Annotated in this window: 21 protein-coding genes; 9 read left to right on the top strand and 12 right to left on the bottom strand. The window is 68.2% G+C overall.

What is annotated here, in order from left to right:
- Window positions 1-74: 74 nt before the first annotated feature.
- Together IM660_RS11140 and IM660_RS11145 are read left to right on the top strand one after the other, a co-directional pair.
- Window positions 75-902: a helix-turn-helix domain-containing protein gene (locus IM660_RS11140; protein WP_193495529.1), complete on the top strand. Its 828-nt coding sequence runs from the start codon at window positions 75-77 to the stop codon at window positions 900-902.
- 5 nt (window positions 903-907) lie between these two features.
- A complete protein-coding gene (locus IM660_RS11145) occupies window positions 908-1,303 on the top strand; it encodes a VOC family protein (protein WP_193495531.1) in 396 nt (131 codons plus the stop codon).
- A 187-nt stretch (window positions 1,304-1,490) separates the two neighbouring features.
- On the opposite strand, the gene IM660_RS11150 is transcribed toward IM660_RS11145, so the two are convergent.
- On the bottom strand, window positions 1,491-2,495 hold the full coding sequence (locus IM660_RS11150; RefSeq protein ID WP_246464912.1) for a LacI family DNA-binding transcriptional regulator: 1,005 nt from the start codon (window positions 2,493-2,495) through the stop codon (window positions 1,491-1,493).
- An 80-nt stretch (window positions 2,496-2,575) separates the two neighbouring features.
- On the opposite strand from IM660_RS11150, the gene IM660_RS11155 reads away from it, so the two are divergent.
- The 7 genes from IM660_RS11155 (at window position 2,576) to IM660_RS11185 (ending at window position 10,462) form a co-directional block, all read left to right on the top strand.
- Window positions 2,576-3,400 carry a sugar phosphate isomerase/epimerase family protein gene (locus IM660_RS11155; protein WP_193495534.1) on the top strand — a complete coding sequence of 275 codons (825 nt, stop codon included), beginning with the start codon at window positions 2,576-2,578 and terminating at the stop codon, window positions 3,398-3,400.
- Between the two features lie 29 nt (window positions 3,401-3,429).
- The gene (locus IM660_RS11160; RefSeq protein ID WP_210768962.1) at window positions 3,430-4,467 is read left to right on the top strand and encodes a Gfo/Idh/MocA family protein; all 1,038 of its coding nucleotides are present in this window, start codon (window positions 3,430-3,432) and stop codon (window positions 4,465-4,467) included.
- A gap of 76 nt (window positions 4,468-4,543) precedes the next feature.
- Window positions 4,544-5,977, top strand: coding sequence for an NADP-dependent phosphogluconate dehydrogenase (gene gndA, locus IM660_RS11165; protein WP_193495535.1), 1,434 nt, complete (start codon window positions 4,544-4,546; stop codon window positions 5,975-5,977).
- A 3-nt stretch (window positions 5,978-5,980) separates the two neighbouring features.
- Window positions 5,981-6,916, top strand: a complete 936-nt coding sequence (larE, locus tag IM660_RS11170; protein WP_193495537.1) for an ATP-dependent sacrificial sulfur transferase LarE — start codon at window positions 5,981-5,983, stop codon at window positions 6,914-6,916.
- Window positions 6,913-7,686, top strand: a complete 774-nt coding sequence (larB, locus tag IM660_RS11175) for a nickel pincer cofactor biosynthesis protein LarB (protein WP_425503828.1) — start codon at window positions 6,913-6,915, stop codon at window positions 7,684-7,686. The genes larE and larB overlap by 4 nt, the downstream gene beginning before the upstream one ends.
- Before the next feature lie 242 nt (window positions 7,687-7,928).
- Window positions 7,929-9,377, top strand: a complete 1,449-nt coding sequence (locus IM660_RS11180) for a hemolysin family protein (protein ID WP_246464913.1) — start codon at window positions 7,929-7,931, stop codon at window positions 9,375-9,377.
- Complete coding sequence (locus tag IM660_RS11185; RefSeq protein WP_193495539.1) at window positions 9,374-10,462, top strand: hemolysin family protein; 1,089 nt, start codon at window positions 9,374-9,376, stop codon at window positions 10,460-10,462. Before IM660_RS11180 ends, IM660_RS11185 begins: the two co-directional genes overlap by 4 nt.
- Before the next feature lie 2 nt (window positions 10,463-10,464).
- Here IM660_RS11185 and IM660_RS11190 read toward each other — a convergent pair whose 3' ends face one another.
- From IM660_RS11190 to IM660_RS11240, 11 genes are all read right to left on the bottom strand, one after another.
- Window positions 10,465-11,172, bottom strand: coding sequence for a vitamin K epoxide reductase family protein (locus tag IM660_RS11190; RefSeq protein WP_193495540.1), 708 nt, complete (start codon window positions 11,170-11,172; stop codon window positions 10,465-10,467).
- 23 nt (window positions 11,173-11,195) lie between these two features.
- Entirely contained in the window at window positions 11,196-12,941 is a 1,746-nt protein-coding gene (locus IM660_RS11195) for a metallophosphoesterase family protein (RefSeq protein WP_193495542.1), read from the bottom strand.
- A gap of 44 nt (window positions 12,942-12,985) precedes the next feature.
- Window positions 12,986-14,593 carry a hypothetical protein gene (locus tag IM660_RS11200; RefSeq protein ID WP_193495544.1) on the bottom strand — a complete coding sequence of 536 codons (1,608 nt, stop codon included), beginning with the start codon at window positions 14,591-14,593 and terminating at the stop codon, window positions 12,986-12,988.
- 233 nt (window positions 14,594-14,826) lie between these two features.
- On the bottom strand, window positions 14,827-17,430 hold the full coding sequence (locus IM660_RS11205; protein WP_193495545.1) for a GH116 family glycosyl-hydrolase: 2,604 nt from the start codon (window positions 17,428-17,430) through the stop codon (window positions 14,827-14,829).
- Window positions 17,431-18,354, bottom strand: a complete 924-nt coding sequence (locus IM660_RS11210) for a carbohydrate ABC transporter permease (RefSeq protein ID WP_193495547.1) — start codon at window positions 18,352-18,354, stop codon at window positions 17,431-17,433.
- Entirely contained in the window at window positions 18,354-19,292 is a 939-nt protein-coding gene (locus IM660_RS11215; RefSeq protein ID WP_193495549.1) for a carbohydrate ABC transporter permease, read from the bottom strand. Before IM660_RS11215 ends, IM660_RS11210 begins: the two co-directional genes overlap by 1 nt.
- A gap of 58 nt (window positions 19,293-19,350) precedes the next feature.
- Entirely contained in the window at window positions 19,351-20,694 is a 1,344-nt protein-coding gene (locus IM660_RS11220; protein WP_193495550.1) for an ABC transporter substrate-binding protein, read from the bottom strand.
- Between the two features lie 41 nt (window positions 20,695-20,735).
- A complete protein-coding gene (locus IM660_RS11225; RefSeq protein ID WP_246464914.1) occupies window positions 20,736-21,905 on the bottom strand; it encodes a glycoside hydrolase family 183 protein in 1,170 nt (389 codons plus the stop codon).
- Window positions 21,902-22,990: a glycoside hydrolase family 172 protein gene (locus IM660_RS11230; RefSeq protein ID WP_193495552.1), complete on the bottom strand. Its 1,089-nt coding sequence runs from the start codon at window positions 22,988-22,990 to the stop codon at window positions 21,902-21,904. The genes IM660_RS11225 and IM660_RS11230 overlap by 4 nt, the downstream gene beginning before the upstream one ends.
- A gap of 124 nt (window positions 22,991-23,114) precedes the next feature.
- Complete coding sequence (locus IM660_RS11235; protein ID WP_193495554.1) at window positions 23,115-24,131, bottom strand: LacI family DNA-binding transcriptional regulator; 1,017 nt, start codon at window positions 24,129-24,131, stop codon at window positions 23,115-23,117.
- Window positions 24,131-25,891 carry a glycoside hydrolase family 183 protein gene (locus tag IM660_RS11240; protein ID WP_193495555.1) on the bottom strand — a complete coding sequence of 587 codons (1,761 nt, stop codon included), beginning with the start codon at window positions 25,889-25,891 and terminating at the stop codon, window positions 24,131-24,133. Before IM660_RS11240 ends, IM660_RS11235 begins: the two co-directional genes overlap by 1 nt.
- Between the last annotated feature and the right edge of the window lie 4 nt (window positions 25,892-25,895).

The following is a 25,895-nucleotide window of genomic DNA, read 5'->3' on the forward strand; positions in this document are numbered from 1 at the left end:
ACGAAACCGGTTCCCGGCGGTGTACAGCAACCCGTTGCCACGAGTTGCCCGGCGGCGACGACTATCGTCGGAGCATGGGTGAGCGGGACTCAGCGGCCGGCGCGGCGCACTCGCTCGGCGTCGCGCGAACCGCGTGGTTCGACCTGGATCTTCCCCCTGATGCAGTGCATTTCGGCGTACCCAGCCTCACTGCCACGATTGTCCTCGCCTTCGATCGACCGACGGATGTCGGGTGGGCTGACGAGGCCAGTCACGCCGGATACCGCGTTCTGGTGGCTGGGCTGCACACACGCCCATCGCTCGTGCGGACCCACGGCCGCCAGCACGGGATGCAACTGGCTCTCTCGCCGTGGGGGGTCAGAACGCTGCTCGGTGTGCCTCTGTCCGCGATCACCCGGCACATCCTCGAGCTCGGCGATCTTCCCACCGCCCCTTTGCACCGCCTCCTCACTCCCGTGCTGGACGCGCCCGAGCAGGCGCGTCCCGCCATGCTGCGCCGTGAACTGGTGGGGCTCGCGGGCAGCCTCGACCACACCCGAGCACACCGCCCTCGCCCGGAGGTGGTCGAGGCGTGGCGGCTGATCCGGACGAGTCGCGGCAACGAGTCCATCGACGCGATCGCCCGGGCCGTCGGCTGGTCACGGCGCCACCTGACCACGCAGTTCGCCGGCGAGTTCGGCCTGCGCCCGAAGGAAGCAGCCCGGATCGCCCGGTTCGAGACCGCCCGTGCACTCGCTCGCGAGGGCCTGGACCTCGCCACCGTCGCTGCCACCGCCGGATACGCCGACCAATCTCACCTCACACGCGACTGGACGGCCATCACCGGCCGGCCCCCGGCGCGCTCGCTGCGCACCGAGTTCCCGAATGTTCAAGACCTCACCGGCGCCGGGGGCGCAGAGTGACAGCCATGTACACGCTTCACGCTTGCTTTCGTGCCCGAGATGCCCACGCCCTGATCGCCTTCCTCGAGGCGATCGGATTCGAACGCGCCCTCGTCGTCGACGGGCCGGACCAGACGGTCGAACATGCTGAGCTCACCTGGCGGGGAGCCGGCGGCGTCATGCTCGGCAGCATCCGCGGGGATGGCAGCGTCCTCGACGAGACTGCCGGACACGCGGCCGCCTACCTGGTTACTGAACACGACCATGACGTCGATGGCTGGTTCACACGTGCCGTGGCCGCCGGCGGACGGCCCGAGCAGGAGCCGGCCGACCAGGACTTCGGCGGCCGCAGCGCCTCTGTGCTCGACCCCGAAGGGAACTTCTGGAGCTGCGGGTCCTACGCAGGCGAAAGACCTCACTGAAGCAAGAGCGCCACGTAGACCGCCGGCCCGCGCACCACTCGCGGTGAGCCGTGCTCGTCGACGGCAGCCGGCTCCCCCGCCGGTGGTGAGCCGGTGGTGGGGATGCGACGGCGAGCCCGGATGGAGCAGGCAGCGCGCGCGGCGCGGTGAGGTGCGGCGCGGTGAGGTGCGGCGCGGGGACCGGGAGTCAGCCGCGCACCGGACCCGTCGATGCGCGCGCGATCAGCCGCGTGGGCAGCCGGATGGGATCGGTCGCCCGGGACCGGGCACCCGCGGCGAGTGCGATCGCGTTCGACGCCCCGGTCTCCCCCAGTGCCCGCAGCGGCGCCGCCACGGTCGTCAGCGCCGGAGTCACCAGCTCCCCGACCGGAGTGTTGTCGAACCCGACGACGCTGACATCCTCCGGTACCCGCACCCCGGACGCAGCGAGCCGCCGGACGATACCGATCGCGACCATGTCGTTGTAGGCGACCACAGCGCTGGTGCGATGGTCGTCCCAGTCCACGACCGCCGTCTGACCACCTGCGACCGTCGGTGCGACGGGCCCGACCCGGCGTAACCGGATTCCCAGGTGCTCGGTCGCCAACCGCAGCCCGCGCCAGCGCATCCCGTCCGCCCACGATGCCTCCGGGCCGGCCACATAGGTGATCTGCCGGTGACCGAGCTCGGCGAGGTGCTCGGTGATCCGCCGCATCGCCGGTTCGAAGTCCACGAGCACCGACGGGACCCCCGGCACCTCCCGGTTGAGTACCACGAGCGGTTCAACCTTGGCGATCTGCCGGATGGCGGCATCGGACATCCTCGAGCTCGTCAGCACGATCGCGTCGACCGATCCCTGCGCGCGATCGACCATCGCACGTTCCTTCTCGGCCGACTCCTCCGTCTCAGCCAGCAGCATGGTGTAGCCGTCACGTTCGCACGCCCGGCCCGCGCCCCGCACCACCTCCGCGAACACCGGGTTGGTCACATCGGCCAGTACCAGCGCGAGCATGCCCGTACGGGTCGTGGTGAGCGCCCGAGCCTGGGGATTGGCGCGGTACCCCAGCTCCGCCGCGACCGCCCGGATGCGTTCTGCGGTCTCGGCCCGCACCCGCCCCGGACGGGAGAACGCTCGGGAGACCGTCGAGGGCGCCACCCCGGCTGCGGCAGCGACGTCGTAGATGGTCGTCTGCCGTCGCTCGCCCTCGCTCACCACCGGCCCACCGTAGGCGGCGGCAACAACAAGTGGCAACCGCTTGCCGCTACCGTCTCACCCCCAGTTGCCTGGATGGCATGTGGACACTCTCCGGATTCGTCGACGAGATCGATCCCGACTTCGACACCCAGGTGGAGGTCGCCACCGCGCTCGGGCTTACGCACATCGAGTTCCGCAGCGCCTGGGGCACCAACGTCCTGGCCCTGAGCGACACCCAGCTGGCGCGGGTGGCCGACACGTTGGCCGACGCCGGCCTGAAGGTCTCCGCCATCGGCTCCCCGATCGGCAAGATCGGCATCGGCGACGACTTCGGCCCGCACCTGGACGCCATGAAGCACGCCGCCGACGTCGCCCACCGCCTCAAGGCGCCCTACATCCGTCTGTTCTCCTTCTTCCTCAACGGTGCCGAGCCGGCAAAGGTTCGTACTGAGGTGCTGCGCCGCATGGATGCGCTCGCCGCCGTCGGTGCCGCCGAGGGTCTGGTGCTGTTGCACGAGAACGAGAAGGAGATCTACGGCGACATCCCCTCCCGCTGTCACGACATCGTCACGACCGTCGACAACGACCACCTGCGTCTGGCCTGGGATGCGGCGAACTTCGTCCAGTGCGGCGTGCGCCCGTTCACCGACGGCTATGCGTTGCTGCGCCCGCACACCGCCTACGTCCAGATCAAGGACGCGCTGCTCGCCGACGGCACGGTCGTCCCCGCCGGTCAGGGAGACGGTGAGGTGGCCGAGACCATGCGCGCCCTGGCGGCCGATGGCTTCGACGGCTTCTTCTCCCTCGAACCGCACCTGAGCGCAGTGGGAACGTTCGGCGGTTTCTCCGGGCCGGAGCTGTTCACCGAGGCGCACCGCGCGTTCAGGTCCTTGTTGGACGCCGAGGGCATCGCCTACGCGTGAGCACACGAGCACACCCGACAATGGGCACCGTGACGCCTTCCGGTACTCCTCAGCCCACGGCCGCCATCGTCGGCTGCGGCGACATCTCCTCCCTGCACGCCGAGGCCCTGACCGCCCTGCAGATCCCCGTGGTCGGGGTGTGTGACGTCTCCCCCGACCGGGCGCAGGCGCTCGCGCAACGTCTGGGCACCCGGGCATACACCTCAGCGCAGGACCTGCTCGCACAAGCCTGCCCGAGTGTGGTGCACGTCTGCACCCCGCACGCCGAGCATGTGCCTGTGGCCCTGGAGGCCCTCGACGGCGGAGCGCACCTGTTGCTGGAGAAGCCCGTTGCCGAGTCGGTCCCCCAGGCGCAACGCCTGGTCGAGGCCGCCGATGCGGCCCAGCGCCGTGGCGTGCGCTCGGGCGTGGTGTACCAGAACCGGTACAACCCGCCGAACCGGCGCCTGTACGAACTGATCTCCTCCGGAGCGCTCGGCGCAGTGCACGGGGCGAGAGCCGCCGTCAGCTGGCATCGCACACCCGAGTACTACGCAGCCAGGCCATGGCGGGGAATCTGGTCCCAGGCCGGCGGCGGGGTGCTGATGAACCAGGCGATCCACACTCTGGACCTGTTGCTGTGGCTGCTCGGCCCAGCCACGTCTGTCACCGGCCACGCAGCCACGCACCTGCTGGGTGAGGCGATCGAGGTGGAGGACACCGCCGAGATGCTGCTCACCCACGCCGGTGGCGTGCGGTCGGTCCTTCACGCCACGAATGCCTACCCGCTGAACGCCCCGGTCACGCTGGAGGTACATGCCGAGTTGGGCTCCGCCGTCATGGCCGGAGATCTGACCGTGCAGTGGAACGACGGACGCAGCGAGAGCGTCTCGGCCCAGGGCGCCGGTACTGGACGCAGCTACTGGGGAGACTCCCACCGGCTGCTCATCGAGGACTTCTACGCCCGGCTGGGCGATCCTGACCCGTTCTGGATCGGGATCGAGGACGGCGCCGCGACCGTGGCCGCCATCGCGCAGGTGTACGACGCGTCCCCTGATCTGCGGGGCCGGGGAACGATCTCAGGGTGAGACGGGCCAGCACCCTCGCCGGCGACCTGGCACGATCGGCACCGAGCCCGCAACCATCGACAAAGGATCGCAACAGATGACCTCTTCCGCTCACGTCGGCGTCGTCGGCCTGGCCGTCATGGGACGCAACCTCGCCCGGAACTTCGCCAACAACGGCTACACGGTGGCGGTGTACAACCGCACCCAGGCACGTACTGACGACATGATCGCCGCGCATGGCAGCGAGGGCGCCTTCGTGCCTGCGACCTCCGTGGAGGAGTTCGTCGCCAGCCTGGAGCGGCCTCGCCGGATCGTCATCATGGTGCAGGCCGGTGCCGGCACCGACGCCACCATCGAGTCACTGCTCCCCCACTTGGAGGAGGGCGACATCGTGGTTGACGGCGGCAACGCGCACTACGAGGACACCCGCCGCCGGGAGGAGGCGCTGCGCGAGAAGGGGCTGCACTTCTTCGGCGTCGGGATCTCCGGTGGTGAGGAGGGTGCCCTGAACGGGCCCTCGATCATGCCCGGTGGCTCGAAGGAGGGCTACGAGGCGATCGGCCCGCTGCTGGAGACCATCGCCGCCGACTACGACGGCACCCCGTGTTGCACCTACATCGGCCCCGATGGCGCCGGTCACTTCGTGAAGATGGTGCACAACGGCATCGAGTACGCCGATATGGAGTTCATCGCCGAGGCCTACGACGTGCTGCGTTCGGCCGGTCTGACGGTGCCCGAGATCTCTGACGCCTTCCGCGAGTGGAACACCGGGGATCTGGACTCCTACCTGATCGAGATCACCTCCGAGGTGCTCGACCAGACTGACGCCGCCACCGGCAAGGCGCTGGTGGACGTGATCGCCGACTCCGCTGGCCAGAAGGGCACCGGGCGGTGGACGGTGCAGATCGCCCTTGAGCTGGGCGTGCCGGTGAACACGATCGCCGAGTCGGTCTTCGCCCGCTCGGTCTCCGGTCACCTGGACTTGCGTGCCGCCGGCCGTGAGCACCTGAGCGGCCCTGCCCACTCGTTCACCCCGGAGGACAAGGCCGCGCTGATCGAGGACGTGCGGCAGGCGCTGTGGAGCGCGAAGGTGGTGGCCTACGCGCAGGGGCTGCACTTGATCCGGTCTGCGAGCGAGCAGTACGGCTGGGACATTGATGTCGCGGGTGTGGCCACCATCTGGCGGGCCGGCTGCATCATCCGCGCCCGCCTGCTGGAGCGGATCCGCTCCGAGTACGCTGCCGGTCAGCTGCCGACACTGCTCGCCGCCCCGAGCATTGCCGCCGGACTCGCGGACGCCTCCGACGGTACCCGCCGCGTACTGGCCACGGCCTTCGGGGCCGGCGTACCGGTGCCAGGGTTCGCGGCCGCGGTCTCCTACTACGACGCCGTCCGCGCCGAGCGCTTGCCGGCGGCCCTGATCCAGGGGCAGCGGGACTTCTTCGGTGCCCACACCTATCAGCGGGTGGACACCGAGGGCACCTTCCACACCGAGTGGTCCGCCGACCGCTCCGAGACCAAGCTGGACTGAGGCATGACCGCTCCAGGAACCACCCCGACGGCGGAAGGCACGAGCGGCGCCTCGGCGGCGTCAGCGGCGTTCGCCGACGCCGTCGCGGGTGGGCACCTGGATGCGGATGCACTCGAGGTGGCCGACCACGTCCGTGCCGGCGTCCGGGGTCAAGGCCCCCTCGGGGTGGCCTACTCCGGCGGCGTCGACTCGGCGACGTTGCTGGCCCTGGCCGTGCACGAGCTGGGGCCGGGGCAGGTGGTGGCGGTGCTCGGGGTCTCCCCCAGCCTGGCCGCCGAGGAACGGCTCGCGGCGCACGACGTCGCCGGGCACATCGGCGCCCGGGTGATTGAGGTCCATACCCGCGAGGGCGAGAATCCCGCGTACCAACGCAATGGCCTGGACCGCTGTTTCCACTGCAAGGACGAGCTGTTCAGCAAGATCTCCGACGAGGTGGTCACCGCACACGGGCTCGGCGCCGTGGCCTACGGGGAGAACGCCGACGACGCCACTCGCCCCGACCGGCCGGGCTCGCAGGCCGCGACGAATCACCGGATCCTGCGCCCGCTCGCCGACGCGGGCGCCACGAAGGCGCAGGTGCGAGCAATCGCGCGGGCCTTCGCCTTGCCCTGTGCGGACAAGCCCGCTGCCCCGTGCCTGGCTTCCCGCATCCCGCATCATCAGAGTGTCACGCCCGAGAAGTTGCGCCAGGTGGAGCAGTTCGAGGCCGGTCTTCGTGCGCTCGGATTCAGCGACTCGCGGGTGCGTCACCATGGCGAGGTCGCACGGATCGAACTCGTGGAGGCCGAGCTCGAACGAGCCTGGGCCCCTGACATGCGCAACGAGGTCCACCGGCTGGCGCGGGAGTGCGGATTCGCATTCGCGGCCGTGGACGTGCGCGGCCTGCAATCCGGTGCGTTCTCGCTCACCCTGCTCGGCGCGGAGCACGCGGCATCGTGAGTACGGACCCTTCGCAACCACCGTCACCAGCAGTCCCCGCCTCACTGGCCGCCGTCTCCGCGTTCGCGGACCTGGACGAGGACCGGATGACGCGCCGCGGCTACCCCGAGGCCGTGTACTGCGCCGGGAAGACCCCGGACCAGGTGCACGCCATCGCTGCCCGCATCGGAGCCGGCGCGAGGGCCGCCAGCGATATTCAGGGGGGAGCCACCACACTCTTCACCCGGGCGGACCGCGACCACGCTGCGTCCGTGCTGGCCGCGCTTCCCGATGCCGCCGACCACTGCGATGCCGGCCTGCTGGCATGGCCACCGCACCCACCCGACCCGACCGGTGGCACGGTGCTGGTGGTCACGGCCGGAACGTCCGATCTGGCGGTCGCACGCGAAGCAGAGCTCAGTGCGGCCTACCTGGGACGACGCACTCACCTCATCGCCGACGTCGGGGTCGCGGGTCTGCACCGGATCCTGGCGAGACTGCCCGAGCTCCGGGCCGCCGACGTGATCGTCGTGGCAGCCGGCATGGACGGCGCCCTGCCCAGCGTCGTGGCCGGGCTCGTGGAGGTGCCCGTGGTGGCTCTGCCGACATCAGTAGGCTACGGGGCCGCCTTCGACGGCCTTGCACCGCTGCTGACCATGCTCAACGCATGCGCTCCTGGCGTGGCAGTCGTCAATATCGACAACGGTTACGGGGCCGGCCATCTGGCCGCACAGATCGCCCGTCACCCGCGACCCGGAGCCACCGACTCTTCGGCGATCCACAGCCCGTGACGAGCGAGGGCTCGCACCACGTGCACAACCCGCTAGAATCTCCCGCATCCCTGCACCGTGCAGGGCTCAGACAGGATGGAGACCATGGCCGCCACCGGCGACTATGACAGTACCGGCTCTTCCACGACGGACTCAGCAGCGGAGTCCGACTCATTGGAGGGTCATAGACCCTGGCCCAGCGGCGTTCTGACGCCCGGGCATCCCGCTTCCTCTCGCACGAACCACCTTGAGCAGGTGCACCCGTGACCGAGATCCTCTTCCTCATCCTGGCAATGGCGCTGGTGGCGGCATGCGGCGCATTCGTCGCGGCCGAATTCGCCTTCGTCACCGTCAACCGGGCCCAGGTGGAGGCCGACGCCGCCGCCGGTGATCGCGGCGCCACCCGGGTGCTGGGTGCCCTGCGCACCCTCTCCACCCAGCTGTCCGGCGCTCAGCTGGGAATCACCGTCACCAATCTGGGGATCGGCTACCTGGCGGAACCGTCCATCGCACGGCTCCTGCAGGGACCGCTGGCCGCCGCCGGCCTCAGTGACACGGCGACCCGGTCGGTCTCGCTGACCATTGCGATGCTGCTCGCGACCGCGGTGACCATGATCGTCGGGGAGTTGATCCCGAAGAACCTCGCGATTGCGCAACCACTGCGCACCGCCAAGGCGGTCGTGCGTTTCCAGCACGGATTCACCTGGGTCAACACCTGGCCGATCCGATTCTTCAATGGCACCGCCAACCGGATCCTGCGCCTGATGGGTATCGAACCTCAAGAGGAACTGGCTTCGGCCCGGTCTGCCGAGGAACTCTCGGCACTCGTGCGGCACTCCGCTCGCGAAGGAGTGCTGCCCGAGGACACCGCCGAGCTGGTCGAGCGCTCGCTCGCCTTCGGCGACCGGCGCGCGCGCGATGCGATGACCCCCCTCTCGCAGGTCGTCAGTCTGCGCCCGGACGACTCGCTGACCGATCTGATCTCCGCTGCCAAGGCGTCGGGGCACTCCCGCTTCCCGGTGATCGAGATGCTCCAGGACAACGGGCACACCGATTCCCGCGTGGTCGGCTTGGCTCACGTGCGCGGCGCCCTCTCCGTGCCGTTCGAGCGTCGTGACGACGTTCCTGTCTCCCAGGTCCTGACCGAAGCGACCCTCGTGCCTGACTCCCTCGAACTTGACACGCTGATGGACGATCTCCGCGACGGAGGGCTGCAGATGGCCGTCCTGATCGACGAGTTCGGCTCCCCCGCCGGCCTGGTCACTCTGGAGGACCTCGTCGAGGAGATCGTCGGCGAGGTCCGCGACGAGCACGACGAGGACGAACCTGAGCCCGTGGCTGAGGACGATGGGTCCTGGACCATCCCGGGGCTCATGCGGGTCGACGAGGTCAGCGAGCTGATCGACGCCGTCCTGCCCGAGGACGAGGCCTATGACACGGTCGGTGGCCTGCTCGCTGATGAGCTGGAACGCTTGCCCGAACCCGGTGACCAGATCGAGCTGACGGTCGACCGTGACGAAGATCCCGGCCGGGTGCAGGTGCACTTCGAAGTGGTCAGCCTGGACGGGCATCGGGTGGAGCGGGTGCGCGTCACCCTGACGCCGATCGATCCGGACGCGGAGGACGCCGATCCCGGCACCGAAGAATCGGTGTCGGCCGAGGGAGGCCGACATGCGGATCAGCGGTCCGAGCAGTCAGGAGTGGACCGATGAGCGACGGCGCGACAATCGTTCTGACGGTGGTGTTGCTGGCCCTCAACGCATTCTTCGTGGGCTCCGAGTTCGCCCTCGTCTCCGCACGCCGGACCAAAATCGAACCGGCGGCGAAGGAGGGTAAGCGGGTTGCCCGCATCACCCTGTGGGCGATGGAGCGGGTCTCGCTGATGATGGCCGGCGCCCAGCTGGGCATCACCATCTGCTCGCTGCTGCTGCTGCAGGTCAGCGAACCTGTCATCGCCCATGCCATCGAAGGGCCGCTGCTGGGGATCGGTGTGGGCGAGGCGCTCGTGCACCCGATCGCGTTCGCGGTGGCCTTCGCACTCATCACCTTCCTGCACGTGGTGCTGGGCGAGATGGTGCCGAAGAACATCGCCCTCGCCGGGCCCGAACGCACCGCGATGGTGCTGGGTCCGATGCTGGCCGGGCTGGTGCGGGTGCTCTATCCGATGCTCTGGCTGCTGAACCAGATCGCCAATCTCGCGCTGCGACTGATGCGGGTCGAACCCAAGGACGAGGTGGCGAGCGCGTTCACCCGGGACGAGGTGGCCGGCCTGGTCGCGGAATCGCGCAGCGGCGGCCTGCTCGAGCTCAACGACGAACGCCTCCTGATGGGGGCATTACAGTTCGCCGATCGTCAGGTCTCCAGCGTGCTGCTGCCGGTGCACACCGTGCGCACGATGCCCGAGGGCATCACCCCGGCTGGCGCCGAGGCCGTCTCCGCCGAGGGCTTCTCCCGCTTCCCGGTCAAGCGCGCCGACGGCAGCCTCGCCGGGTACGTCCACATCAAGGATCTGCTGGAGACCGACCCGCTACGCCGGGACCGGCCGATCGAACCAGCCTCGATCCGGACGATGCCCGTGGTGGCCGCCTCCGACTCGCTGCGCACCGCGCTGGTGACCATGCAGTCCGGCGGTGCGCATCTGGCTGAGGTACGGGACGGGCAGACCACTCTCGGTGTCGTCGCTCTGGAGGATGTGCTCGAAGAACTGGTGGGTGTGATCCGGGACGACTCCCGGCGCCCGGCGGTCGTTCGACATCAAGGCGCACGACCTGGAATGCGCCAGCCGCGTCAGGCCTGACGTCAGAACACCACCAGCCAGGCCTCTCCGAGGCCGAAAGCGGCAGCCGCGATCACGGCCAGGTACCAAATCACCGTCAGCAGCCAGCGATTCGGCACCACGAAGTCGCGGACTCCGTCCGGGACGGGCAGCGCCCCGTTCTGCATGGAGCGCGCCACGGTGTGCACGAAGAACGGGATCACCACGAGCCAGACCACCAGGCAGTAGGGGCACAGAGCCCCGATCTGGGTGATGGCCTGGTACTGCAGCCAGGTGACGAAGCCGATCCCGAAGGTAGCGCCGGCAAGGAGACCGCGCCAGTACCACCGCGGAAGACGGGCGCGGCCGAGCAGCATCATGCCCGTGGCCAGCACAACGGGGAAGGCAGCCATCCCGATGATGGTGTTGGGGATCCCGAACGCGCTCGACTGCCAGCTGCCGAGGAACATCCCGCAGCCGATCAACGGGTTCAGGTCGCAGGCCGGCACGTAGTTCGGGTCAGCGGTGATGCGCAGGTAGTCGAGCATGAGCTCGATCGCGGCCAGCAGACCCAGCACCCCGGTGATCACCGCGAGAACCGCATACTCACGTCCCGAACCACCCGCGGCCACGTGCGGATCCACAGCTTCGGCCGCCTGACCGTCCTCCATCGGTGACTCGTCCTCCACCGACGAGTCGTGCTGGTCCTGCTCGTCGTCTGCGCTCCGCTCGGCGGAGTTCTGCGTGCTCACTCCCCCAGTATGTGCCATCACCCTCACTCCTGGTCGACGGTGACGTCCGCATACTCCGGCGGTAGCTCGGGCCACGCACGCCACTCGGAAATCTCGGCACTGGTGTCGGTCCCGATCGTCAGCAGCCGGTAATGGGTCACCAGCCCGGTGTCGGTGTCGAATCGCAGCACCGTCATCACCGCGGGGTTGTTGAGCGGGCCGATCGTGGGCGTTCCGTGCCCGGCACCGGCCGAGCTGGCGGAGAGGTACTGCACCCCCCAGCCGAGTGGGCGCGGACCGACCTGGCGATGCAGATGGCCGGCGATCGTTGCTGCCGCACATCCCGCCTCGGCCGCCTGCCGGCCCGCATACGGGCTGTGCACGAGCAGCACATCGATGCCCTGGCCCTGCTCAGCGAGGTCGCAGGCGGTCCGAGCGAGCCGGTTCCCCATCGCATTGATGGTCTCCTCGCGTTGCGGCCTGGTCGGGGCGCCGAGGGAGGTCAGTGTGGGGTCGGTGTCGCCGAGGATCCGCAGGCCCGCGACCTCGACGGCGTCACCCTGCAGTGCGATCCAGCCGTTCGCCTCCTCCTGCGCCGTGGTGGTGCGGGAGTCGTGGTTGCCATCGGCCACCACAACCGGGACTCCTTCCGGTATCCCGGCTGCGAAGGCGTTGACGCAGTACGACTCCACGGACGTGCCACCCATGACGGTGTCGCCGGCATTGAGCACCACGTCCGATTCCGAGGCGGTCACCGCTGCACCGATGACGTCGGCCATCCCGATGTTGCAGTGCAGGTCGCTCACCAGCAGCGCCGTGGTCACGGCGGACTCGTCCGCGGGTTCCGGGGTGGCTGCCTCAGACTCGGCGCTCGAGGGCTCACCGTCGCCAGGATCGGCGATCTCGGGCGTGGGCTCTCCTGGGTCGTCCTGGCCGTCCGTGTCGTCGGAACTGTCAGAACTGTCTGTGCTGTCTGTGCTTTCTGTGCTTTCTGTGCTTTCTGTGCTTTCTGTGCTGTCTGGGCTCGCCACGTCGACCGGGTCGGGTGCCAGCGGGTGCGGGTCGGCTGCATAGGCCGCGAGCAGATTCTCCCGCGCCGCGGCGTAGAAGCTGGTGTTGTCATCGATCGCCTCGACGACGTACGTACCGTAGTGGTCCACCAGCGTGGCGAGCCGACCGGTGATGCGCGCGTCTTCGAGCGGCGTCCCGGCGAGGATCGTCGAGGTGCGGCCCACTCCGCCGGAGGTACGCGTCAGCTCGATCACTGGTACGGACACCAGGACCGCGGTGAGAGTCACGCTCAGCGCCGGCACTCCCGTCCGTGACCAGGCGCTGCGCACGGCCTCGCGCAGCACTCCGTGCGCAGCGAGCCGGCCCAGCGCCACCGTCACCAGCAGCACGCTCAAGAACAACACCGAGCGTCCGACGGCGTCCGTCACCAGGCCTTGGACGGCGTCATCGATCGCGGCCTCAGGATTGGCGAGGAACTGGGTATAGCTCTCGAGGTCGGCTGTCAGTCCCGCCACCGGGCTCGTACCCGGGGCTGTCAGTTCAGCAGGGATCTCCTTGACGATGACGTCCGCACCGAGGTTCAGCGGCAGGGGTGAGTCGATGATCAGCGCGCCGAGCGGCCCCATGTCCACCCGGACCTCGCCGTTGAGGCGCACCGAGTACTGCGCGGCGTGAGGGCCGAGTGAACCGGTGTAGGTCGCGGTGAGTACTCCGAGGAGCACGCTGACCAAGCCAGCGACGAGGACGGCTATCGAGGCGCGGATGGTGCGGCGGGTCATAGGACGCAGCCGGTGCCACCATCCGGTGCGCTGGTCGGGCTCGGTCACTGGTAGCTCACGAACTCCGGCATGGGTTCCACGGCCATCACCTCGGCCGAGTTCATGCGCGGGTCGTCTTCGTCATAGAACACCTTCCACCCCCAGTGGATCCCAGCAGGTGCACCGGCGCGCACACTCTGCCAGGTGTCCTGCTTCTGCTCCGGCGTGCCGAATCCGTCAGCATGGATGACGATCTCCACCTCCGGCCGGGACGTGACCAGCTCGGACCGGTCGGTCACCATGCTGGTGCGGAACTGATGGATCATCACGATCTTCTGCGGCAGGCGCTGCTCACGGACGTAGTCGGCCACGTAGCTGATCACGTCGTTCACCTCGGCCGCGGAGACCGACCCGATACGCTCCCCCGGCAGTTCATCATCGGTGATGCGCCACTCCGGATCGAGTGCGATACCCACGTGCGGGTAGGCAAGCAGCTCCGCATACTGCTGGACCTGCTCCAGGAAGGTCGCCCGTCCCGGCTGGAAGTCCAGCACCACGTACTGACCGGACTCGGCGGCTGCCTCGACCAGCGGCACGAATCCCTCAGCGGGCCACTCCTGCGAGTAGTTCCCGTCGCCTCCCGCGGCCACAGTCGCCACGGTGACGATGATCTCCAACGTCGGGACCACGACGTCCTCGGTGTGCGCCTGGTAGGCGGTGGCGAGCTGCGCCGCCCGGTCAATCGTCTCCGAGGTTCCCTGCTCCCCGAGAGCGCCGAGCACCTCGGTGTGCGGACTCCCGTACAGCCCCACGTACCGGGCGCTCTCGAAGGCGAGTTGGCCGCCACCGGGCAGCTGTGTGCCCGAGAGCGCCGTCTCGGCCTGCCACTGGAACGTCTCCGGATCCCCGAAGCTGGTACCCAGTCCGACGATGGCCTCTGTCTCACCGACGTCGGCCAGCTCCGCCGCCGAGGCCCGCGGATCACCTTCGAGGACGGTGACCGTGGCACCGGCCGCTCGTGCGGTGCCTACGGCCGCTAGCTGTTCGGGTGCGCCGTCGGCAAGCAGTTGAATCCCCTCGACGGGCTCACCCGTGAGCAGCGCGGGCATGTGCCCCGACGGATCGGCAACCCCGGCGGGACCTGACACCACGGCACCTCGCGCCAGATCGGCGAGTGAGTGGACATCAGCGCCGCTCCCCGCGGGAGCGTCGGTGACATCGATACCGAGCAGGTCGCCGGCCGCGCTCGTCTCGGCAGGAACTGGTTGGACGTTCATGCTCGTCAGGTCGAGGCCGGTGAGGTCGACCTCGCCGACGGGCAGCAGTGTCGTGGCGGACAGCCGGAGCAGTTCCTCGCCGACACCGGGGTTGTCTTCGCCCGTGAGGAGGACCGGCGCTCCCAGCGCGACCGCAAGCGAGGCGGCCCGCGCGATCGCGGGCTCGTCACCGGCCGGGGCGAGCAGCACTGCCTGTGCGACGGTGAACAGCTCTCGACTGGCGGTCAGGGCCAGCGGAACGGCTTCATCGCCGGTGACCAGTGTGCTCGCGCTCCCGGGCAGCTGGGCAACGGCAGCGGGCTGTGGATCCGGCGGAGGTGAACTGGGACCGGAGTCGATCTCCATCGAGCCGGTACACCCGGCCAGAGCGGCAGCGAGAGCCGTGCTCGCGACCACGGCGGCAAGTCTGCGCAACAGTTCCCCCCGGCATGGGTCAAGGTCCGCCCGTGGCGGCGCGAACCACAGACAGTCTACGTCGTCGCGACTGTAGCTCAGGTGCCGGCGGCCGAGCGGCGCGGCAGCCGGGCGGTCAGGACGGGTGGAAGCGACATCTCGTGGCTATCGTTCGGTCCATCCGGTCGACGTCCTGACCACCGCCCGTTTCCCGCAGATGACACGGGCCCGGGCTGTCATCCAGACGTCCCGGCGCGCAGACGGCGTTCCTCTCCTGCCTGCAGCCGCACCGGTCCGTAGGTGCTCACGCCGTCCGGGGTGGTCAGCTCGAGCCCGGCCACCTCCACCGAGCCGTGACGGCACTCCAGGTACGGGCCGTCGTCGGTGTTCAGCAGGCTGCCCCATCCGGTGTCGAGCAGCACCGGCCAGGCGCCTCCTGGTGGTGGGAGGCTGATTCGCAGGACTCCCGTGGCAGCGTTCCACCGCTGCCCGGTACGGGCCTCGAGCACGCTCCAGCCTGACAGGGCGCGCACATAGTGGTCGCCGCACTCCACCTGGTTGTACGGGTTGCGCCGGCGTCCGTCGTAGCGGGACCACAGGCCGGTCAGGATCTGCTCGGCCTCGTCCTGCATCCCCTCCATCAGGCAGTGCGCTGCCACCTGTTGCTCCACTCCGGTCCACACCTCGTCGGCGTACCGGGTGGGGACCTCCGGGCGCCCGCCGTGGGGCCAGGTGCACACCACCAGACCGGTTTCGTCACCGTCGGCGAACACGCGATACGGGTGAGTGAATCCGGTGAAGTCGGTGCGCAGGTTGTGGCGGACCACGGCCTGCAGCGCTGTGCGCACGTGCTCCGCCGGCAGCAGGTAGCCCAGCTCGAGCGTGTGCGCCCACCACTGTCCGAAGAGCTGATCCGCCAGACATCCCTCGCCCCACTGGAACTCGCGTGGGTCACCATCCTCGAGCACCTGCCGGTAGTACTCGCCGGTGAACAGCATCTCGTCGTAGGCGGCCGAAGAATGCTCGAAAGTACTCCGCCAGTGCGCGGCCGCGTCCGTGTCACGCTCCAATCGCGCCAGTTCCTCCGCGGCGCGCAACGCCGCGAGCCACAGGCTCCCCATGAAGGGGTTCAGTCCTGCCAGATCGATGTCATGGGTCGAGGGCTGGATGCCGTGCAGCACGCCGGTGCCCTCAGGGTCCCACCGGCCCGCGACATAGCGCATCACCTGTTCCACGTTGGGGCGGTACCGGGCCAGCCACGCCGCACCCGCACCCGTGCGAACCTCCCGGTAGGTCTTCAGCACCGTGCCCAGCATCCCGTCCAAGGCCGGCTCGTCCGGGCCGCCGATCGAGCGATCCCAGAGCTGACCGAGCGAAGTCGGCAGGATCAACCGGTGCGGGATCGACCCGTCCGGTGCCTGCAGCACGTCGAAATCGGTCTCGCGCATGTCCCGCTCCAGCTCCGGGAACAGCTTCGCCAGGCCTTGTTCGTAGGTGAACACGTGCGTGCAGTTCAGCGGGCAGGAGCCACCCACATCCCCGGACCACATCGTGGTCGACTCCCCCTGCACGCCCTCGAAGCCATAGAGCCGCCCGTCGGCGGTGCGGAAGAAGCTCGGGCTACGAATCACTGCCGACAGCGCGGCAAGGTGCTCGATCGCCTGCTCACCGAGCGAGCTCTCAGTGAGCGTCCGGATCCAGGTGGCCGTGTCCCGGTGCAGCGGTTCCCACTGCTCGGCGACCGTGTCGAGCACGTCCAGGGCGTCGGCGAACTGATTCGTGTAGTGGTTGCCGATGAAGTACCGGCTGGCGCCCCACTCCGGCCGGATGCCGCCGAACTGGGTGAAGTTGACGTAGCGGTTCGGCAGGTGCCAGGTGAGCGCGAGCCGCAGCTGCGTGCTCTGCCCGGGCTCGAGATGGAAAGGAACGGCGAGTCCCCCGTTCCAGGTGCTTCCCTCCGGGCTCAGGCCCGCGGCCGACCAGGTGCCCGTGGGCTGCGGGTCCGCCATCGAGGCCGGCATGTGCGCCCAGTCACGGGGACCGAACGGCTGCCTGCTGCCGAGGAAGGCGAGGAACTGGTCCGCACTGGTGAAGGCAGGCAGGGCCGTGGTGCCGGGGGTGTCCGCAGCAAGCACCACCTGCCCGGCGCCGTGGTGGTCAGGGGCCAGGGTGTGGTTGTCCATCACCAGGGCCGTCCAGTCCCGACGGCGGTCGGTACGGTTGGTATTGCCGCCGTACCCGGGCGCTCGGACGCCGTCGGGAGGGAGGGCGCCATCGGCGCCCAGCAGATTCTGCATGGCTGCCCCGAACCACCCGTGGCTGGACACCTCGGAGCGGTTCGTGATCCGCACGGTGAACAGCGCAGCCGGCAGCGAGCTACGGGCGGTGTCCAACGGCACCAGCGGGGTCATCGCCTCCAGGCTCACCGTCACCGGCAGGGCGTCATCGTGATAGTCGATCCTCCCCGCCGGGTAGATGCCACGGAAGGTGGTGCCCTGCACGCCGCGGTGCCGGGTGAGCAGCTCACGCTGCCAGGTGGGCACGTGATCGTCGTTGACCATCGGGGTGCGGGTCTGCTCCGGCGGGGCCGGAGGTGCCTGCAGCACCCGGATCTCGTTCGACGGCGGTTCCCACTGGGCCACCCGGAGCGCGAACATCGCCCCGGGGAGCTCGCCCCGGTGGTTGCCGAGGTGGTGCAGCTGCCACTGCTTCAGCGCCCCGTCGGCACCGAGCGCCAGATTCCCTGTGCCGATGCCACCGAGCGGGAGGGCCACGTGGCGGCCGGCAGCGTGGGCGATCGATCGGGCGGACTCAGGAACGAGCGGGATGTCGGTACCCATCTACTTGATCCCCGAGATCCGGATCCCGGAGATGATGTAACGCTGGAAGATCAGGAACAGCACGATCACCGGGGTGGCGGCCAAGGTGGATCCTGCGAGCAGCAACCCGTACTCGACCCGCCGTTCGGAGCGGAAGGTGGCCAGGTACTGCTGGATCTGGGTGAGTGGCGAGTCCGGTTCGGTGATCGTCAGGATCGGCCACACGTAGGCATTCCAGAACACCAGGAACGAGGTGATGCCCACCACCACGAACACGGGTTTGGACATCGGCAGGAAGATGTGGGTGAAGATCTTCCACCGCCCGGCGCCGTCGATCAGTGCTGCCTCCTCCAACGAGGTGGGGATGCCGAGATAGAACTGGCGGATGAAGAACACGTGCACCGCCGAGGCCGCTCCCGGTACGAGCAGCACCCAGAACGTGTTCAGCATCCCCATCCGGGTCACCACGATGTAGGAGGTGATCAGGATCGCCATCTGCGGGATGAACATGGTCATCAGCACGACCGGCCACAGCACGTTCTTGAAGGCGAAGTCCAGGCGCGCGAAGGCGTACGCGGCCATCGAGTTCACCGCGAGGGTGAGCGTGGAGAACGCGACTGCCCCGGCGAAGGAGACCGCGAGCGCCCGGGTGAAACCGGGATCGGCGAGGATCTGCGCGTAGTTCTCCGGCATCCACACGTCCGGGAAGAACTGGAACGGTGAGGTGACCACCTCGTTGCGGGCCTTGAACCCGGAGATCGCCATCCAGGCCAGCGGGAACAGTGCCGTCAGGATGACGGCAGCCGAGAGCAGGTACCGCAGCACGAAAGAGGCAGGCCCTCCGGAACGGGACGAGGGGCGGTACCAGCTGCGCTGGGCGAGTGGTGCACCTGTGGCAGGGCCGCCGTCGGGAGCTGGTGCTGTCTGGGTGGGGAGCGCGGCCATCAGCCGTCCACCGCCTTCTCGGAGTTGATGAGCTTGAAGATCACCAGGCTGATCCCGCCGAGCACGAGGAAGAGCAGCAGTGCGGCGGCGATCGGGTAGCCCAGGTACAGGTCGTTGGTGAACTTCTGGAAGATGAGCAGGTTCGGCAGCAGGGTGGACTGGGTGGGTCCGCCCTGGGTCATCACCAGGGGCAGCTCATACTGCTGGATGGTGGCCACGAAGGTGGTGACCAGCACGTACAGCAGGATGTTCTTCATCAGCGGGATGGTGATGAAGAAGGTGCGTTGGAACCAGTTGGCGCCCTCCATCTCGGCGGCCTCGTAGTAACTCTCGGGGATGTCGAGGAGACCGGCGAGCATGATCAGCGATGCCAGTCCCAGGCCGATCCAGATCGCGGGGATCGAGATCGCCAGCAGGGCGGTCTGGGCACTGCCGATCCACGGGATGTCCGAGCCGCCGAGGGAGCTGATGACGAAATTCACCAGCCCTTGCCGGTACTCGAAGATGAGGACGAATACGATGGAGGCGATCACGAACGAGATGACCGCGGGGATGTAGATGCTCACCTTGAGCACGGTCGCCATTCGGGCGCTCATCGTCTTCACCAGGTTGGCGAAGATGAACGCGATGAGCATGATCGCCGGCACGGTGATGGCCGAGAACAGCAGGCCGCGGCCGATGGAGTCCCAGAACACCGGGTCGGCGAGCACGATGCGGAAGTTGCGCAGCCCTACGAAGATCGAGTCCTCGTAGAAGCTCCATTGGTAGAAGCTGACCACCCAGGCGTAGACCAACGGCCAGATCACGAAGATGCTGAGCAGGATCACCGCCGGGGCGAGCATCGCGAACGCGATCTTGTTGTCCTTGTGCTTGGGCCGTCGCCGGTTCGCCGTGGTCGGCGCCCGTCGCGGGACGGGTGTCTCGGTCGTCAGTGTCATGCCACCGCCTCCTCGCGATGGTGGTCGGGTGCCGCCGCGACGGCACCCGACCAGGGAGTCAGGATCCGGTGCCCGCCAGCTCGGAGTTGGCGATCTCGGTGGCGATCTTGTCGTTCGCTGTGGCCAGCGCCTCATCGACCGGGGTGCCCTGCATCGCCGCCTCGATTGCTTCGCCCATCGCCAGGGAGACGTTCCACGGGTAGGCAGGCTCCTGCTGAGCGAACGGAACGATGTCCGCTTGGATCGTGGCGTTCCATGGGTTCACCGAGTCCACGTCGGGGAGCTCGTTGATCGCGTCCGCCACTGACTGGCGCGGCGAGACCTTCGAGAACACCGTGGCCTCGAAGAACGGCACCACGTTCGCGGTGTCACCGCCGAGGGACCACTCGATGAAGTCGGCTGCCTCCTCGGACACCTCGCTGTTGCCGTCGACCACCCAGGTCCAGCCGCCGAGGGTGGCGGTGGTCTCCCCCGGTTCGCCGCTGAAGCTGGGCATCGCTGCCACCTCGGTGACCTCGGCAATTTCGGGGTAGTCGGCCAGTAGCTGACTGGCCGCCCACGAACCGTTCGCCATCATCGCGAACTCGCCCTCGCCGTAGGGTGTGGCGTCGGCGTACCCGATGCCATCACCTGGAGGCAGCGCACCGGAGTCGAACAGATCCTGGTACGCCTGCAACAGCGGGGCGAAGTCCTCGTTCGCAGCCGGCTCGGACCAGTCTTCGCTGATCGGCAGGTGGCCGGCGACGTTCCACTGGTAACCCCAGGTGGACCAGGACATGTCCACCGAGGTCTGTGCGAGCCGCATGCCGAACACCTGGTCGTCGGTGAGCTGCTCGGCGTAGTCGATGAGCTCCTCCCACGAGGTCGGGGGGCCGTCCAGACCGGCTTCGTCGAAGAGGTCGGTGCGGTAGTACAGCACCGCCGAGGGCTCCACCAGCATCGGATAGGCGTAGCGTTCGCCGTCGGAGGAGACCGATTCCAGCACGTTCTCCTGCACGTCACCCCAGGCGTCCTCACTGATCAGGTCCGTCAGCGGGACGATCTGGCTGGTGCGTGCGGCGTCGCGGATGTCGCCGTAGTTCATCGTGCGCACGTCAGGTGCGTTCCCGGCTGCCTGCGCGGCGGTCATCCGCTGCTCCCAGGCGTCGCCGGGAACCACAGTGAGGGCAACGTGCACTTCGTCCTGGGAGGCGTTGTAGGCATCGACGACGCCCTCGTACCACTCGTTCTCCTCGTCGGTGAACTGGGTCTGCCAGAACGTCACTTCGGTGGCGCCCTCGGGCACGTCCTCGCCACCTCCGGCATTGTCGGGGCCGTCGGGCGTTCCTGAGCATGCAGCCAGTGCGAGACCGGCCGCGACCACGGCGGCCAGGCCGCCGGCCATTCTTCGGGTGGTTCGCATCTCATCCTCCTTGATGGGTGACTCGTCGATGAGTCGGGTGGTTATTGAGTGACCAGATCGGCGCTGTACCAGAAGACGTTGTAGGGGCCCCACAGGGACAGCGAGAAGTAGAGCGTTCCGCCGTCGTCGCTGACGTACCGCGGATTGAGGTAAGGGCTGTACAGACCGGGATTCTCAGCCTGGGTACTGATCGTGTGCGGCTGGCTCCACGGGCCCCACGGGGTGAGTCCCTCGAAGAGCACCGCATCCTCGTTCTGCAGCGTGCTCATCAGCCATCGGTCCAGCTCAGGGTGATACATCACGGAGATCTCGCCGATGGGTGCCTCGACGATCGTCTCCGCCTCGCTCATCTCCGGCGACCAGCGAGGTGCGCCGTCGCCGTCAGTACCCGCGAAGTACTCGTAGGCGCTGAGGTCCTCGACGGCATCGGTCGTGGCGGGAACTTTCATCAGCTGCACCCCACCGAACCTCCCGGCGGGGATCGACCAGAGGTAGAGATAGTCTTCGCCGTTCTCGGCCACGTGGACTGCGGAGACCTGCACGAAGCCGGAGTCCCCCGGCCACTGCGGATCGTCCAGGGTCTCCCACGTGGCGCCGTCGTCGGTGGATCTGGCGAGCCCAGCGTGGTTGGCGTCCCACTGCCCGGCCTCGCCCCAGTAGTTCACCGACATGTACTGCAGGTAGAGAACATCCTCGACGACGAACCCGTGGGTGGGGATCTTCGTCACCTCTCCCTCACCGTTGTTGGCATCGTGCTCGCCGGGGATCACCTCGAGCGCCAGTCCGACGTCGTCCCTCGCCCAGTCCTCGAAGGTGATCCCGTCGGTGGGGTCGTCGTCGGTGGTCCAGGCCAGCGCGTTCGAGCGCCAGTTGCCACCGCCACCACCGAAGGCGTCCGGTTCGCGGGTGCCGAAGGTGTCGCCGAAGACGACGTAGGTGCGTTCGCCGTCGTTGATCATGGACCCGAGGTCGGTGCCTGCCACGGCGACCGCCTCGGTGTCGTTGATCGCCGAGTCGGGCCCGGTGAGCTGGGCGACCTGGGTGAGGTTCTCGATACCCGTGATCAGGAACTCCCCATCGGCCGGGGTCCCCGACGGCACAGCGGGTGTGCCGGGGGCATCCTCGCCCGGGCCCGGCGTACAGGCGGTCACCATCAGCGCGACCACAGTGAGAACGACGGCACGGAATCTCGCATGACGGTCCCCTCTCATCCCAGCCTCGGCAACCGTTCGGCGACCGGTGGAAGCTGCAGATGGGCGGCCGGCTGGGCCTGGTACCAATAGGCGGTCGAGGAGAGGTCGTCACTGCGCCGGTTGTCGTGACCGTGCTCGATGGTGACGCGGATCGACTCCCGGAACGTGACCGGGTCCTCGATGTGGAAGCGGTACAACGAGATCTGCCCGGACCAGTTCTCCCCACCGGGCAACGTGATCCCGTGATAGAGCGAACTGTAGGTCTGGGACGGGCACCATGCGGTATTGAAGTAGTCCTCGGTGCCGGTACCGTGCAGGCTCGGTGGCCACGACTCGCCGTCGACGAAGATCATGTCGTCACCCTCGCCGTACCAGTTCCACTCGCTCGTGTGGCGTAGGTTCGTCACGTTCAGCACGCAGCCGACGAAGTGGCCTCGTCCGGTCGTCTCCAGGATCGTGTAGTTGCCAGCGCCGCCGATGTTCTCGCCACCGAACAGGTGCTCAGCGTTGCTGCGGCCTTCTTCGGAGGTGCCGTCGGTGGGGTTCTCCCGGTTCCAGCTCGCGTGAAACCGGCCGAGCCCTTCCTCGAGCTCGTCGAAGGCGTCGTAGTCGATGTAGTAGTAGAAGAAGACGTCCTGCTCGCACTCGCTGGTGATCTCCAGCCGGGCTCCGTCGGCGAACGGCATCTGGAAGAACGAGTTCAGGCCCTTGCCATCCTCCGGACTCATCTGCAGCGGCAAGGACGCGAAGTTCACGGTGCGCGCATGGCCGACGCCGAAGAAGTCGCCGAGCGGCACCAGCACGCTCGGTGTATCGGCGCCGTCCCAGAAGATCCGCAGGACGAGCTTGCGCAGATGGTCCCGGTCCTTGGAGTCGGGTCCATCTCCCGCTGCTGGCGCCACGGTGATCCAGATGTGGTTGATCGACCCGGCACCGGTGATCTCCGCCAGGGTACGGGTCTCGCCGGAACGGACCGTGAGGCGATCGTCGTTGCCGCCGGTCTGGTCCCAGCTGGACACGCGCAACCGGCGATGCTCACGCAGCCGGGGCAGGTCCCGCAGGCTCGATCCATAGCTGCCGTAGCGGACGGGATTGGTACTCATGCGATCCTCTCCGTCGAGTCTCGTCCGTGGAACGACCGAGTCGGCCCTCCGTGCGAGTAAACGTTTACTGAGATCGAGGATCGCACTCCCGTCCCGGCCTGTCAATGGATCGCGACGATCGAGCTCAGAGACGCTGGGTCGTGGTACCGCGGACGAGGAGTTCAGGTTCCAAGAGCAAGTGGACCGGCGCGACATCGTCATGAATCGCTCGCACGTTCAGCCGTTCGGCAGCCCGGGTCCCCATCTCGTCGACGGGCTGGGCGACGAGTGTGACAGCCGGATGCACCAGCTGAGTCCAGGTGTCATCATCCACACCCACCAGGGAGATGTCTTCCGGAAGGCGGAATCCGGAGCGCTGGATTCCGCGATAGGCACCCGCGGTCAGCGGTCCATTCATGGCCACGACAGCATCGGGCGGCTTCGGCCCGCTCACGGCCGCCAGCACCGCGTCCTCGGCGTCGGCCATCCGAAGATCGGTGCGGACCATCCGTTCGTGCTCGAACACCACCCCTGCCTCGGCCAGCGCATGCCGCACACCGTCCAGCCGGTCCTCGGTGGTGCTCACACCTGAAGGTCCGGCAAGGCAGAGGATATCCCTGTGGCCGAGGGCGAGCAGGTGCTCCACCGCCAGCCGGCCGACCCGCTCATTGTCCAACAGGATCGAGTCGCCAGCGAAGTCGTGAACCCGGCGATCGACGACGACTGTGGGAATTCCTGCTGCCAGCAAGGGGGCCAGGTCGGACTGCTCTTCGGAGGTCACAGAGACCACCACGCCCGACATCCGTTGAGCAATCGCAGCGTCGAGATATCCTCTCTCGCGCTCAAGTTGCTCGTCGGTGTTGCAGAGCATGACCGAGTGACCGGACCTGACCGCCACATGCTCGACGGCCGTAACCAACGAGGTGAAGAACGGGTTCTTCACATCCGAGACGATCGCAGCCCACACGTCGGCGCGCTGGCGCCGCAGCGCACGGCCGTTCGAGTTCGGCACGTAGCGGGCTGCCCGGGCGGCCACGCGCACACGTTCGGCGAGCACGGGGTCCACGGTGCTCGATCCGTTGAGTACCCGGGAGACGGTCGCGATGGATACACCGGCGGCAGCTGCGACATCGGTGATCCTGACGGGGCGATCGCTGCTCATCACCGGATGCTCCCACAGGTGCTCGCGGACGGAGCTTCGTCGGGGGCGAGCACCGCCAGCTCGGCCACGGCCGTGTAGCCGCCCCAGCCGCCCGCCGGACCGGCGATCCGGACACCCGTGGTCTCCCGGGGCGAGAAGGTGAACTCATACGTGCGTCGACCGGTGGCAGCCTCCGAGCACGGATAGGGCGGGGACACCACAGCATCGGCCACCCGCTCCCATCCCCTGGCGGTACGCACCTCCACCACCGGGGTAGACGCGAACCACCCGGAGCCATGATCCATCGGGCCACTGGTGAGCACGACCCGGTCGCACCGCACGGTGATCGGCCAGGTGTAGCCCCACGCGTCGCTCTCGCGGACAAGACCGTTCCACGAGTCCTCAGCTCGGTCGACGCGCCCGTCACGGAGCACGTCCAGCCTCCCGTCACGGCAGCTGGACACCACCGGGTAGGCGTCCGGCCGATGCGCGAGGTTCTCCCCCGACGTGCCTACGGCGGGCACGAGCGGGTCGGGCATCGGGTCCAGACGCAGCGGCCGCAGCGAGAAGTGATAGGCCGACCCTCCATAGGTGGAAGCGCCGACGAACCAGTTCGACTGCACCCACGCCATCCGCCCATCCTCGCTGAGGAACTTGCTTGGGATAGTGGTCGCGTAGCCGCCGTGCCGCGGCTGGGACCACAGGGGCCCTCGCCACGGGAACGGTCCGAAGTCGTGACTGAGCGCATGCTTCCACGGACCCCAAGGGGTGGGCGACTCGTAGAGCTCGAACGTGAACTCGGTCCAGGAGGAATACAGGAACCGCCGTAGGCCCGGGTTGTAGACAATGGAGCCCTGCGCGATGCGAGTACCGCGAATCGGTGCCGGGGCTCCGGGCAATGGCCGGGCCGTTCCCACCCGGCGGGTGTCGGTGAGCACGGGGACGGCATCCTCGAGGGCTGCCGTCCACGCCGGACCCGACGTGCCGTGGCCGGAACAGAACTGCCACGAGGTGCGGTCCTGGATCGACCCGATCGGCACTCGCGCGAGATACAGGTCCACCGGGTCCGGCACGGCGGCCGAATAGGACGTGCGCCAGTTGTGGTCGATGCCGTAGGCATAGACAAACTTCGACGGGTCCTCGTCGGTGTGCGGAACGAGCGTTCGGAGCACTGTCACGTGCCGTGCGGACTGTCCGAAGTCGAGGAACATCACTGTGGTGAATCGTCCAGTGAACATGGGCGCCGGGCCAGACGGCCCGAGATGCCAGGTCCGGCCGTAGTCATCGGAACGGACTATCCCGGCCGCTGGTGCTTCGTTGAACGTGTCTGGCCCAGTCCCTGCGCGCAGATCCTGGACGGCGAGATACAACTCGTCGCGCCCGTCTGCGTTGCCATCGACTGCCACCATTCCCGTCGGCTTGCTGTTGTAGCGGGAGGGATCGGTCCACACCGGCGAGACGTCACGTTCAGCGGCCAGCCGTCTTATCACCACACCGGTGGCGGGGTCACCGTCGATCCTGCACACCACGATATCGCCGAAACTGGCCGTGCCACTGCCGTCATCGACGCCCACCCCATCCCCGCACGCGGAGTACAGCGCGCCGTCATCTGCCCAGGCAGTGGGCCACAGGTCCCCGTCCGAGTCCGATGTGACCGTGGCCGCCTCGGCAATACTCGCGACGGCAAAGGCGTGAGATTCCTCAGGAGCGAGCCTCAGCGTGCCGGGTTCCTCACCGCCGGTATCCACTCCCGGAATCGCCGGCACCGCGGCGTCAGCCATGGCT

Source organism: Ruania alkalisoli (assembly GCF_014960965.1).
Classification (GTDB): Bacteria; Actinomycetota; Actinomycetes; order Actinomycetales; family Beutenbergiaceae; genus Ruania; species Ruania alkalisoli.

What these genes read in the sequence shown, in the direction of transcription:
- IM660_RS11140 (WP_193495529.1), top strand. Translation starts at nt 75, where the DNA reads ATGGGTGAGCGGGACTCAGCGGCCGGCGCGGCGCACTCGCTCGGCGTC.
- IM660_RS11145 (WP_193495531.1), top strand. Translation starts at nt 908, where the DNA reads ATGTACACGCTTCACGCTTGCTTTCGTGCCCGAGATGCCCACGCCCTG.
- IM660_RS11155 (WP_193495534.1), top strand. Translation starts at nt 2,576, where the DNA reads ATGTGGACACTCTCCGGATTCGTCGACGAGATCGATCCCGACTTCGAC.
- gndA (WP_193495535.1), top strand. Translation starts at nt 4,544, where the DNA reads ATGACCTCTTCCGCTCACGTCGGCGTCGTCGGCCTGGCCGTCATGGGA.
- larE (WP_193495537.1), top strand. Translation starts at nt 5,981, where the DNA reads ATGACCGCTCCAGGAACCACCCCGACGGCGGAAGGCACGAGCGGCGCC.
- IM660_RS11185 (WP_193495539.1), top strand. Translation starts at nt 9,374, where the DNA reads ATGAGCGACGGCGCGACAATCGTTCTGACGGTGGTGTTGCTGGCCCTC.
- IM660_RS11195 (WP_193495542.1), bottom strand. Translation starts at nt 12,941, where the DNA reads ATGACCCGCCGCACCATCCGCGCCTCGATAGCCGTCCTCGTCGCTGGC.
- IM660_RS11205 (WP_193495545.1), bottom strand. Translation starts at nt 17,430, where the DNA reads ATGGGTACCGACATCCCGCTCGTTCCTGAGTCCGCCCGATCGATCGCC.
- IM660_RS11210 (WP_193495547.1), bottom strand. Translation starts at nt 18,354, where the DNA reads ATGGCCGCGCTCCCCACCCAGACAGCACCAGCTCCCGACGGCGGCCCT.
- IM660_RS11215 (WP_193495549.1), bottom strand. Translation starts at nt 19,292, where the DNA reads ATGACACTGACGACCGAGACACCCGTCCCGCGACGGGCGCCGACCACG.
- IM660_RS11220 (WP_193495550.1), bottom strand. Translation starts at nt 20,694, where the DNA reads ATGCGAACCACCCGAAGAATGGCCGGCGGCCTGGCCGCCGTGGTCGCG.
- IM660_RS11225 (WP_246464914.1), bottom strand. Translation starts at nt 21,905, where the DNA reads ATGAGAGGGGACCGTCATGCGAGATTCCGTGCCGTCGTTCTCACTGTG.
- IM660_RS11230 (WP_193495552.1), bottom strand. Translation starts at nt 22,990, where the DNA reads ATGAGTACCAATCCCGTCCGCTACGGCAGCTATGGATCGAGCCTGCGG.
- IM660_RS11235 (WP_193495554.1), bottom strand. Translation starts at nt 24,131, where the DNA reads ATGAGCAGCGATCGCCCCGTCAGGATCACCGATGTCGCAGCTGCCGCC.
- IM660_RS11240 (WP_193495555.1), bottom strand. Translation starts at nt 25,891, where the DNA reads ATGGCTGACGCCGCGGTGCCGGCGATTCCGGGAGTGGATACCGGCGGT.